The 12,019-nt window shown below is 29.5% G+C and carries 9 protein-coding genes; 7 read left to right on the top strand and 2 right to left on the bottom strand.

The window, feature by feature from the left end; translation table 11 throughout:
• The first annotated feature begins 258 nt into the window (after nt 1–258).
• From dnaX to QMG30_RS06145, 4 genes are all read left to right on the top strand, one after another.
• Entirely contained in the window at nt 259–1,854 is a 1,596-nt protein-coding gene (dnaX, locus tag QMG30_RS06160; protein ID WP_281813366.1) for a DNA polymerase III subunit gamma/tau, read from the top strand.
• A 24-nt stretch (nt 1,855–1,878) separates the two neighbouring features.
• Nucleotides 1,879–2,223, top strand: a complete 345-nt coding sequence (locus tag QMG30_RS06155; protein ID WP_281813363.1) for a YbaB/EbfC family nucleoid-associated protein — start codon at nt 1,879–1,881, stop codon at nt 2,221–2,223.
• Nucleotides 2,224–2,251: 28 nt separating this feature from the next.
• On the top strand, nt 2,252–2,851 hold the full coding sequence (recR, locus tag QMG30_RS06150) for a recombination mediator RecR (protein WP_281813360.1): 600 nt from the start codon (nt 2,252–2,254) through the stop codon (nt 2,849–2,851).
• Nucleotides 2,852–3,158: 307 nt separating this feature from the next.
• Complete coding sequence (locus tag QMG30_RS06145; RefSeq protein WP_281813359.1) at nt 3,159–3,542, top strand: BlaI/MecI/CopY family transcriptional regulator; 384 nt, start codon at nt 3,159–3,161, stop codon at nt 3,540–3,542.
• Between the two features lie 24 nt (nt 3,543–3,566).
• On the opposite strand, the gene QMG30_RS06140 is transcribed toward QMG30_RS06145, so the two are convergent.
• Both QMG30_RS06140 and QMG30_RS06135 read right to left on the bottom strand, forming a co-directional pair.
• Entirely contained in the window at nt 3,567–4,151 is a 585-nt protein-coding gene (locus QMG30_RS06140; protein WP_281813357.1) for a hypothetical protein, read from the bottom strand.
• A gap of 12 nt (nt 4,152–4,163) precedes the next feature.
• A complete protein-coding gene (locus tag QMG30_RS06135; protein ID WP_281813355.1) occupies nt 4,164–5,618 on the bottom strand; it encodes a M56 family metallopeptidase in 1,455 nt (484 codons plus the stop codon).
• Between the two features lie 186 nt (nt 5,619–5,804).
• Between QMG30_RS06135 and QMG30_RS06130 the strand changes: the two genes are divergently transcribed.
• The 3 genes from QMG30_RS06130 (at nt 5,805) to QMG30_RS06120 (ending at nt 12,004) form a co-directional block, all read left to right on the top strand.
• Nucleotides 5,805–7,979: a glycosyl hydrolase family 65 domain-containing protein gene (locus QMG30_RS06130; RefSeq protein ID WP_281813353.1), complete on the top strand. Its 2,175-nt coding sequence runs from the start codon at nt 5,805–5,807 to the stop codon at nt 7,977–7,979.
• A 372-nt stretch (nt 7,980–8,351) separates the two neighbouring features.
• On the top strand, nt 8,352–11,780 hold the full coding sequence (locus QMG30_RS06125) for a DUF6240 domain-containing protein (RefSeq protein ID WP_281813351.1): 3,429 nt from the start codon (nt 8,352–8,354) through the stop codon (nt 11,778–11,780).
• 86 nt (nt 11,781–11,866) lie between these two features.
• On the top strand, nt 11,867–12,004 hold the full coding sequence (locus tag QMG30_RS06120; protein ID WP_281813348.1) for a hypothetical protein: 138 nt from the start codon (nt 11,867–11,869) through the stop codon (nt 12,002–12,004).
• Nucleotides 12,005–12,019 lie beyond the last annotated feature (15 nt).

The raw sequence follows: 12,019 nt of genomic DNA, 5'->3' as shown, positions 1-12,019 counted from the left end.
CAATATTAAAATATTACAGGGTAGGGCTTACCCGTAGAGCTTGGTAATAATAGTAACCATTAGGTTACTACGTCCCAAGAAGCCCCCTCAAAACCGTTTTATAGGTTTAGTGGGGGAGCATGTCACTATATAGTTAAATGTGTATATGTTTATTTAGGTTAGTTTTTGTGATATAATTTAATATAGTAATTAAGATTAGATTATAGTTAACGAGAATAACGCGACAAGGTCGTTTCGATTGTAAAAGGAAGTGTAATTATGTCATATACAGCTCTTTATAGAAGATGGCGCCCAAAAGGTTTTGAGGGTGTAATGGGACAAGATCATATAGTTAAGACATTGAGCAATCAGATAATGGCAAACAGAATAGCACATGCCTATTTATTTTGTGGTACTAGGGGTACTGGTAAGACTTCAACAGCTAAAATATTTGCAAAAGCGGTTAATTGTGAAGAACCTGTAAACGGAAGTCCTTGTAATAAATGTAAAGTATGTACGACAATCAATGAAAACCGCAGTATGAATATTGTTGAAATAGATGCAGCCTCTAATAATGGTGTTGATAATATCAGAGAGATTAGGGAAGAAGTAAGATATACCCCTACAGAGGGTAAATACAAGGTATATATTATTGACGAGGTTCATATGCTATCAACAGGAGCTTTCAATGCACTATTGAAAACTTTGGAAGAGCCACCGGAGCATGTTATATTTATACTTGCTACAACAGAACCTCATAAAATCCCTGCGACGATTCTTTCTAGATGTCAAAGGTATGATTTCAAAAGAATATCCATTGAAACTATTTCAGAAACACTTAGTCATTACATGAATGCAGACAATGTCGATATAGAAGACAATGCAATAAAATACATTGCAAAAGTAGCTGATGGATCAATGCGTGATGCCCTTAGTATACTAGATCAATGTATAGCTTTCTATTTAGGACAAGAAATCACTTTTGATAAAGTACTAGAGGTACTTGGAGCAGTTGATACCAAGATATTTATTGATATGGTGGATGCCATAACTAATAAGGATGCCAAGAAATGTATGGAATTAACTGAAACCATTATGATGCAGGGTAGAGATATAAACCAATTCATCATGGATTTGATCAATCATCTAAGAAATATATTAGTTCTGAAATCAGTAGAAAATGGTACACAGATACTTGATATGTCCAAAGAAAACATAGATGAGATTAGATGTCAGGCTGATAAAGTAACAGAACAAGAAATCATATATTATATAAAAGAATTCTCAGAATTGGAAGTAAAAATCAAATATTCGTCTAGAAAAAGAATTTTATTAGAAGTGCAATTGATGAAGTTATGTCAACCTTCTATGGATAACTCCCAAACAGGATTGTTAGCAAGAATAAAAGACATTGAGGAGAAACTAGAAAAAGGGATTAAAGTTGTCGGTACAAAAGAAGAACAACCAGAGCAAAGACAAAAAAAAGTTAAAAAGACAATTAAGCCTTTAGCTAAAGCAGTACCAGAGGACATTAAAAATGCAATTAAGAACTGGGCAAAAATATTTAAAAGCTTTGATGGTATGGGAAAAGCTTTTATCAGGGAATCAAAGCCGTCTTATATTGATGGAGAATGGTTATATATTGTGTGTCCCAATGATGTAAGCAAAAAGTTCTTGTCACAGGAAGAATTTATTAGTAAAATAAACAGTGAGCTACAAACAATTAATAAAAAGAAGTTTGACATTAAGATTATTGACCAAGATGAATACGATCTTATGACAGGTCAACAAGGCTTAAATGATGAGCAGCAGGTAAGTAACAGTAATTATGAAGAAATCACTTCAAAGGTTAATTTTGATGTTAAGATTCTATAAAAGTATATTAAGGAGGATTTTACTATGGCAAAAAGAGGCGGCTTTTCAGGTGGAATGCCTAATAATATGAATAATCTAATGAAACAAGCACAAAAGATGCAAAAGAAAATGCAGGATATGCAGGAAGATCTAGACAACCAGATATTCGAGGCTTCAGCAGGCGGTGGAGCAGTTAAGATTACAGTAACTGGTAAAAAAGAAGTAACAAAAGTAAGTATTGATCCTGAAGTAGTAGATGAAGATGATGTTGAAATGTTAGAAGACCTTATCTTAGCAGCTGTTAATGAAGCTATGCGTACAGCTGACGAAAAGGTTAATCAACAGATGTCAAAAGTTACTGGCGGATTAAATATGCCAGGATTATTTTAGGAATAGTTGATAATAGAAGGATGATATAATGGACTATTTTGGAAATCAAATAGGAAAGTTAATTGAAGAACTATCAAGATTACCTGGCATTGGAATTAAAACAGCTCAGAGATTAGCTTTTCATATAATAGATATGCCAGTGGAACAAGCAGAAAGATTGTCGAAAGCGATAATCGATGCGAAAAAACAAGTAAAATACTGTAGCAAGTGTTGTACAATAACAGATTCGGAATTATGTCCTATTTGCAGCAGTCCAAAAAGAGATTTGAATACTATAATGGTAGTAGAAGATTCAAGGGACATGGCTGCCTATGAAAGAACGAAACAATACCAAGGAGTATATCACATACTTCATGGAGCTATATCTCCAATGCTTGGCATAGGCCCATCAGAACTTAAAATTAAAGAACTTCTTACAAGACTTTCTTCAGATAGCATTAAAGAAGTAATTCTTGCTACTAATTCAACTATTGAAGGTGAAGCTACTGCAATGTATCTAAGTAAATTAATTAAACCATTAGATATCAAAGTTTCAAGAATAGCTAATGGTGTACCTATTGGAGGAGACTTGGAATATGTTGATGAAGTAACTTTATCAAGAGCGTTGGAAGGAAGAATAGAATTGTAATCCATTAAACAGATTCATTTATTTTTTATAAAAATACAAAGTCATGGCAAAGTTGAGTAAATCCTTCTAGCCATGATTTTTTATTAAATAGGAAAGTTCTAGCCTCTTTTGTTCTGTTATATGAAAAATTTACTACCCTTGTGTAGTTAATATCATACGCTATCTAAAAAATTTTATGTTATAATTAATAAAAATAAGTTGAAAAGAAAATTATCAATAATCTGTAAGTTAAGTAAATATTATTAGCTAGAATAGTTTACAAGTATGTGATAATATAATTAATGAAATTCATAAGGGGAGATTTATCTTGAAAAGAGAAAATAAAATAACAGATGCGGAATGGGAGATAATGGAAGTGATCTGGGAATGTAAGAAAATCAGAGCATATGATATTATTAAAAAATTGGAGTATAAAACTACTTGGAGCGACAAAACCGTAAGGACATTAATTAGAAGATTAGTTGATAAAAATGTATTAGGCATCGAAAAAGAAAAATTCAATATGTATTATCCATTATTATCAAAAGAGGAATGTGTGAAAGAAGCAACTGACAAATTTATTGATAAAGTGTACAAAGGTTCCATAGGTCTGTTAGTATCTAATTTTGTCAAGAATAATAAACTTACTAAGAATGATCTGGAAGTATTGAAAAATGTACTAGAAGATAGTGATACAAAGGAAAAACAATAATTTATCAGCTATAATCATATTATTCTATTGTACAGAGAGATAATTATTAAAGAAACGGATATCATTTCCATTCTTTAAAAAGAAAAATGAACCTATTTCGGAAGCATATTCTATATAGATAGAATTACCGAGAGCTTCTTTTGGAATAAGTTGTTTACATGAAATTAATTTGTCAAGACCTACCCATTTTTCGTTGTAGAAAGTTATACAATCATTATCAGGGTTATTATCTTGGAAATAAAACATTTTGATAGAATATTTATTGTTATTTACCCATTCACTTGTACCTTGAAGCAGGGATTGAAAGATAATATATGTATTAGCTTTGTTTTCTACTAAATAATTATTGATGGGAATTTCTATAATTACATAAAAATCCTTATAATTAGCATCAGTATACATTCCTGTAGAGATATTCCTTTTAGTTATGCTAGCATTGTTTGAGTCGAATATGTATAGATTGATATTATCAAATAGGTTATTAGTTAATGGTTCAGTTAATGGTTTGTAATCATAATCTATAAATATATCTTTGATAAACAACATATACAATAAGCATAATATTGGTGCAATAATTAATATTATAGATATTTTTTTCTTCAGTTCCATTACATACCACCTTTAATACAGAGTTATACTATAGACTCGCTGAGTATTAGAATCAATAAGTAACATCATGTAACTATTATTATCAATATAAAAGTACTTTTCCAAGGAATCCATTTTTCTTATATCAATCAATTGCATATTTTGTTTTTTAGCTATTGATAGAGCTTTACCAGTAGACATGCCCTGCTTAATATCTTTGTAGCCAGTAGTAGTTATTTCAATTGTTTTTCTTGAACTATCTCCTATAGTACCGTCATACCAGAACTGAACTTTTTCTCCCATTATATTATAATAGAGTATTGAATAAGGAATATTATTTACCTTCATAAAAAAGGTATGTATTGGATAATTACCGAATTTTGAACGAACAGTATGTTCTGATTCATATAAATAATCATTTAGATTTTCTTTGGCATAAGAAATTGAAGGTCTTATGCTAGTATCATCATTTAACCCTATAAGTCCAATCATTATTATTATGAAAATAGAAAATATGATGGCAGGCTTACTTTTTTTGGTATAGCCTTTGATCTGAAATATTCTTGCATTTGCCTCTGAACGATCATTAATAAGGGCTTTAGCGATTAGAGTATTATTAATATTGTTTTTTGAATTAAGTTCTAGTATTTTTAGTAAAGTGAAGCCGTAATCGGTATAATCCTTACTGTTGAGCAATTCTAATACAGCTTCATCACAAGCTAATTCGCAATCTTTTTTGCTTCTAAAGAAAATATACCATACAAGAGGGTTAAACCAATATAAGGTACATACCAGCATACCTAATATATTAAAAAATACATCATATCTTTTTATATGTATCAGTTCATGTAAGAAAATAAATTGCAGCTCTTTCTCGTCTATGTTATCAATTATGTCTTTTGGAATTATTATTTTGGGAGATATTATTCCATAAGTCATAGGTGATGATATATGTGAAGTAACATATAGGGTAACTTTTTTCTTGACTTTTACACGTTTTTGACATTCAATCATATTAAATAAGATTTTTTTGTCCAAACATAAATTGCTTTTTTTTAACAGCAACAAAATATTTAAGTTAATATAAATGAAGATAAATAGAAATAATAGAATACCAATAAACCATATGGATGCAAATAAATGGTTCCAATTTAATGTAAATGCTTTTTTTACTAATAAGTCAACAGGAATATCTCTACCAATGAAATTAAAGTTGCTATATGATGTGCCTAATCTACCTAATATAATATTATTCATGTTAAAAGTTATTCTTTTCACTAATCCCAAATTATATAGGGACAATACATTTTCAAGGGGACTGATTGGTATAAGCAATCTGATAATGACTATTGCCCATAGTGTATATACCCATTTAGCTGTAAAGTTTTTCTTGAAAAGGTACTGTAAGCCAAGAATAATCAATATTAAAATAATTCCTTTTATAGAGGTTGTTATGCATTGATCGAATAGAAAATCTAGGTCAAACATACTAATCACCAATATATATTATATCTAAAATAACAAAAGAATCAAGAGTCTTATTGAAAATTTTTGCGTATTAGATTAATTTTACAGGTAAATAAACCTAGACATTTAACGTAAAACTAGATATACTAATTTTATCATTTATAACACTTGAATTTATCTAGAATTTGACGAAAAGAGGTATATTATATGAGTTGGATACTGACGAACGATATATATGACAAGAAAAGCAATAAACATTACGAAGGTGCATACTCTCAAGGTAACGGATATCTCAATATAAGAGCTTCATTTGATGAGGATCTATCAGAGGCTTCACAAAACGATACTTTTTGGAGATTACCAGCTAATGTTACACTTGAAAAACAAAGACATACATTAAGTAAATGGGGAATCTACATTCCAGGGATTTACGGTAATCATCCAATATTAGGAGAAGAAATCATTAATCTACCATATCCATTAGGAATTAATTTATTCTATGAAGGTGAAAGATTAGACATGAACACATCTTCTTTCACAGAATTTAATAGACAATTGAACCTAAAAAATGGTCTATTGCAAAGAGAATTGAACTGGGTAACAGAAGCTAACAACATAAAAGTTAAATACACAAGATATTGTAGTATGGCAACTAAAAATATGATAGTGCAGAAAATAGAATTAACTCCTCAAAATAACGGTGAAATCATTATAAATAGTTTTACTGATTCTGATGTGACAACTAATGGTTATAATCATTTTAAAGAGATAGATATAGATAAAGAGTGTCAAAGTGTTTTCATAACAACTGATACAGATCAACAAATAGGAATTCATACTGATCTTAATATCGTTAATGAAAATGTTAAAGACAATAAGATCAGTATCATTAAAAATAGACTAAATAACGATACTGTTCTACAGCTAACAGTTTACAAGAAGATAGTAATAGAGAAGAGAACCTATTTTGCAACAAGTATTGATATTGATTATTGTGGTGACATTAAAAAGCAGCTTGAAAATAAAATAATTGCATACTCATATGAAGAAGACCTACAATCACATAATAAAATATGGGAAGAAAAATGGAATCAATCAGATGTTGTAGTTACAGGAAACGAAGATGTCCAAACTGCTGTCAGATTCAGTATATATCATCTATTACGCAGTGCTAACGATAAAGATACTGTAGCGATTGATGCAAAAGCTTATGCAGGAGAAGCTTACTTCGGACATTATTTCTGGGATACAGAAGTTTACTTGTTACCATTTTTCATCTATACACAACCTGAATATGCCAAAAAATTAATAAAATACAGATATAATACATTAAAAGGTGCCAAATCCAATGCAGAACATTACGGTTATAGAGGAGCCAAATATTCATGGGAATCATGTATAACTGGTAGAGAACAATGTTCTAGTTGGCAGTATGCCGATTTTGAAGTTCATGTAACTGCTGATGTTATATTCGGTTTGATACATTATTGTAAAAATACAAATGATGAAGAGTTTTTAATCAATGAAGGATTAGAAATGATGATTGAAACTGCTAGATACTGGATGGAAAGAACTTATAAAAAAGGTGACAGATATCATATACAAGGGGTAATGGGACCAGATGAATATTTAGCATTTACTAACGATAATACATTCACTAATTATATGGTTAGATATACATTACAAGCAACTTTGGAAACTGTTTCATTAGCTAAAGTGAAAAAAAGTGATGTTCTATCTAATCTTAATATAACAGAAGATGAACTTAATAAAATAGAGGATATTGTTAATAATATAGTCCTACTTGTGGATAAGGATGATTCTTTTATTGAACAATGTGGAAACTTCATGGAATTTGAAGATATTGATATAGATAAAATTTGGCTTGATAAAAAAAGACCTTTCGGACAATTCATTTCACAAGAAAGAAATTACAGGAGTAAAGTTCTCAAGCAGGCAGATGTAGTTGCACTATTATATTTATTCAGAAAAGACTTTGATAATAAGATGAAAAAGAATTGTATAGATTACTATGAACCCATAACTACTCATGATTCATCTTTATCATATATTTTCCATTCATTAGTATATAGTGATATTGATGAACAAGAGAAAGCCTATAATATGCTAGAAAAAAGTTTAGGAATTGATCTTACGGAAAAAGGAGCAGCAGAAGGTATTCATATTGCTAACTGCGGAGGTATATGGCAGGCACTAGTCATGGGTTTTGCAGGACTCACTAATTGCCTTGAATCAGATGAACTAAAGATAACGAATAAGCTACCAGATGAGATTGATAGTTTATCATATAAGATTTACTTCAAAGACAGCTGGTATGATATATATGTAGATCATAATGAAAGTAGAGTTACTCCATTATAGAGATAATCAATTGCATCTATATATAGGATATATAAGCGTAAATAGATAGTGTTTATATTTTGTTCCATAAAACAGTCAATGATTTTTTGTTGGCTGTTTTTTATTAAATATAAAAGTTTTACTTTCTATTTTCCTTCAAATCTTTTATGAGACGTAGTCTCTTTGTTTTTAACTAAGTCTTTTTAATCCATAAATGTATATTTATATAAGTAATTAATCCATAAATGCCGACATATAAAGTAACTGACTCAACTTCACTACTCTTAATTTAATGCGGATAAATTAAGGTTATAGGTTTGGCTTGCTTATCTGCATGGAATATTGAAGAGGGAAAGTTGAGTAACTAATGTAACAAACGGAGCTGATTATGTTATGAATAAAGTCTGGGATGTAAGTACTATATCCTGTAATTTTACTGACAATGGTAAAAGAACTGCTTTCACAAAAGGGAATAACGTTTATGGACTAATAAAAGAAAAAAACGATAAAGGTACACTAGTAGAAGTTATGAACAGAGATATATTAATCCCTTCTAATGTAAAAATTATGGAAAATGTAGGAGAAACTTGTAGTTTCACTATTGAAGAAACAAAAGGGGATAAAATAAAGTTGAAATATATCAATAGAGAGCAATCTACAAGAGGCAGTCAAAGATATACATCTTTTAAAAATATATGGAATAAAAATATATCCATGAGTAAGGAAATGATGGATATAGTTACATCCATACAAAATAAAGATAAAGAAACCAAGCAAGAATATAATAGAATAATAGATGATACCAAAAAACAATTAGACAAGTTGATTAGTAAAGTTACTGATGAAGATATACAAGAGCTTATTAATAAAAATTATAATCCTGAAAAAATGACTTTAGATATATTCGAAAAGAGTATATCTAATAATAAAGTCGCATTTAAAAATGATGATACCAAGAAAATAGAAGAAGAAGTCAATAAAAAACTAGAATATTATACTAAAATATTTGGAAACAAAGAAGAGATAAAATCAATAATTAAGAAATTAAAAGAAAAGAACATGCCTGTTAATGAACATAACATCATGAAACTAAGAAGTACCCTTAATAAATATGATGCAATAAAACATCTGAAAGAAGAAGCAATACTGAATGTGTTGAAAAACAATATAGACCTTACTGTCAAGAAATTGTATGAAGCAAAATATTCTAGTGTACAAGCTAGTGTTTCCAAAAGCCCTTTTAGTAGTAATAATCAAGAACAACACATATTGACTGATGATGAAATGAAACAATTAGAACCTCAAATCAAAGAATTATTCAAGAATAATGATATTGCAGACAATAAAGACAATATGAACGTAGCAAAAACATTGATTAAGAATGATATTGAAGTCGACAAAGATAATATCGATAAATATTTGTATCTAAAAGATATAGAAAGCAAGATTAAACCTGATGAAATAATTTCTAAAGGTGTAGATAACATAATTAACGATAAGACAATAGATGATATAGAATTAATGGCTAGCAGACCCAACCAATCAAATGAAAATGGTAAGGAAAGTAATATATCCTCTGATATTAATACTGATCATGATAAATCAAAAGATTATATGGAAGCAAAAAATATAGTGGATAATATTCCTAAGGTAAAAGATGAACACCTTAGGAAGCTTATACATGATGGAAAAACAATTAATCTAGATAATCTTGTAGATGAATCAAAAATAAAGCCTCATGAAGAAGAGGTCAAACTACAATCAGCTGATGATCAAAGCAAGTATATAACTGCTAGAAGACAACTAGAAGAAATACGATTGAAAATGACAGTTGAATCTGCTAATAGATTAATCAACAATGGAATAAAAATAGATACCCAGCCATTAAACGATATTGTCGAAGGACTTAAAAAACTGGAGCAACAGAATATTAAAAACGAACTAAAATCAGTAGGAGTCGAAACTACAGAATCAAATATAACCAAAATGAATAAAGTTATGGAAACTGTTTCAGAAGCAAAAAGAAGACCTAATAATATTCTTGGACAAGTTATGAAAAAAGCAATTGATTATACTTTAGGAGCTATAGCTAATAATGATAACAGTGATATCAACAAAAATAACCAACTTATAGAAATGTATGATAAGTTAGGAACCAAACCTAGAACAGATCTAGGAGACAGCCTATCAAAAACTTTCGACCAGTTGGGAGATATGTTGGAAGATTTGGATATAGATATTAATCCTAATAATGTAAGAGCTGCTAAAATTCTAGCTTATAACGAAATGGATATATCAGAAAGTAATATAAATAATATTAAGTTGCTTGACCAACAAGTCAGTATTGTATTAAATAGACTCCATCCTAATGTAGTTGCTCATATGATAAAAGATAACTTATCCCCAATAGAAATGAATATTGATGAAGTTATCAACTATATGAACGATTTTGATGAATATATGGGTGAAGATCTAACAGATAAGATTGCTCCGTGCATTAATGAAATGGATAAAAGCAATTCTCTTACTGAAAAAGAAAGAAATAGTATGATAGGTATTTATAGAATGCTCAACACCATATCTAAATCAGAGGGAAGAGCAGTAGGATTCTTAATGAAAAAGGATATGAAACTATCACTTAACAACCTAATGGAAGCTGCCAAATACCTAAGGAAAACAGGAGGTAAACATACCGATATCAATGTTAATGTAGATGATGATTTTGGTACACTACAACAATTACAATATGATAGGGAATCCATCAGAAAACAAATAGAGCAGGCTTTTGAAAAAGCAGGTTTCGAGGTTAACAAAAGCAATATTGGTCTAATAGATAGCATTGAAGAATTTGAACTCAAAGTTTCTGAAGATAATATAATAGACATGAAATATATGGAAAACAATATAAAGGAATTCATTAGAAAAGCATCTCCCAATAATTTGAAGGAATTATTAGAGAAAGATGGAATAATGGATAAGGATATAGATGAAATATTATCGTTCATAGATGAAGAGAGAGAGATAGAAGCATTAGATACTAGGGAAATTCGCCACCAGCTTAATCTAATAAAAAATATTTCCTCCAAATCCATAGAATTTTTGCAGAACCTTCAACTTCCTATAAACCTTAAGAATCTTAATACTATAAACAGTTTATTACAAGACAATAATGAACTCAGTAATAAGCTGAAACATTTTATGAATGAGATCAATGATTCTGATATAGATAATGAAATGACGGATAAGTTCAGTAATCTTTTGGAACGTCTTGCTGATGGAGAAGAAATAGAATCTCTATACACAGAGTTTCAAAATGAATTAGAAGAGATAAAAGGTAATGCATTCTATCTTAATTCAAATAAAAGAATAGATATAACTAGAGATTTAACAGATATAACTAGGATTCTGGATATGAATAAAGAGCTGGAGGACAAGGAAGGGTATATGCAGATACCAGTAATACTGAATGGTGAAATTACTCAGCTGAATATGTATTATATTGATAAAGATAAAATTAATGATACAGATTCTACACAAGTATTGTTATCCCTGAAGACCAAGAACTTAGGCATAGTTAATTCAGTTATAAAAATATCTGACAAAGATGTAGAACTTAATATATCATCTAATAAGAACAGTGAAACAGAGTACTTAATGAATTATCACAATGAATTAAAAGATACTTTGGAAGATATGGGATACAATGTGACTGCGATCAGATATGAGAATACAATAGTTGAAACACCTTTAGATTCTAAGCAAAATGTATTCAAAAGTAACACAGTAGAGACTGAAAAAGGTAATTTTGAAATCCTTATATAAATGAATGAATTAATTAGGGTAAGTTGAAAAGGTGAGTTGAATTTAAACTGAATTTTCTTATACAAAAGAGTACTTTTGCAGAAGGGGTGATTTCTATAGAAAGTGAAAATGCTAACCAAGAGAAAAGACATAAATCAAGTAAAGATATTTATCTATTAGCTAAGGAATTAGCAGAGTTCATAGGTAATTTAGATGAAAAAAGGAACAATACAAATGATAAATAATGCCTAAAGACTTTT

The organism is Vallitalea longa, from assembly GCF_027923465.1.
In the GTDB taxonomy this organism is placed as follows: domain Bacteria; phylum Bacillota; class Clostridia; order Lachnospirales; family Vallitaleaceae; genus Vallitalea; species Vallitalea longa.
The sequence above is the reverse complement of the archived record's forward strand: the minus strand, read 5'-3'. Positions and strand labels throughout refer to the sequence as shown.

Bases quoted from the DNA above. Each gene is read 5' to 3' on its own strand.
- dnaX (WP_281813366.1), top strand. From the start codon at position 259: ATGTCATATACAGCTCTTTATAGAAGATGGCGCCCAAAAGGTTTTGAG.
- QMG30_RS06155 (WP_281813363.1), top strand. From the start codon at position 1,879: ATGGCAAAAAGAGGCGGCTTTTCAGGTGGAATGCCTAATAATATGAAT.
- recR (WP_281813360.1), top strand. From the start codon at position 2,252: ATGGACTATTTTGGAAATCAAATAGGAAAGTTAATTGAAGAACTATCA.
- QMG30_RS06140 (WP_281813357.1), bottom strand. From the start codon at position 4,151: ATGGAACTGAAGAAAAAAATATCTATAATATTAATTATTGCACCAATA.
- QMG30_RS06135 (WP_281813355.1), bottom strand. From the start codon at position 5,618: ATGTTTGACCTAGATTTTCTATTCGATCAATGCATAACAACCTCTATA.
- QMG30_RS06130 (WP_281813353.1), top strand. From the start codon at position 5,805: ATGAGTTGGATACTGACGAACGATATATATGACAAGAAAAGCAATAAA.
- QMG30_RS06125 (WP_281813351.1), top strand. From the start codon at position 8,352: ATGAATAAAGTCTGGGATGTAAGTACTATATCCTGTAATTTTACTGAC.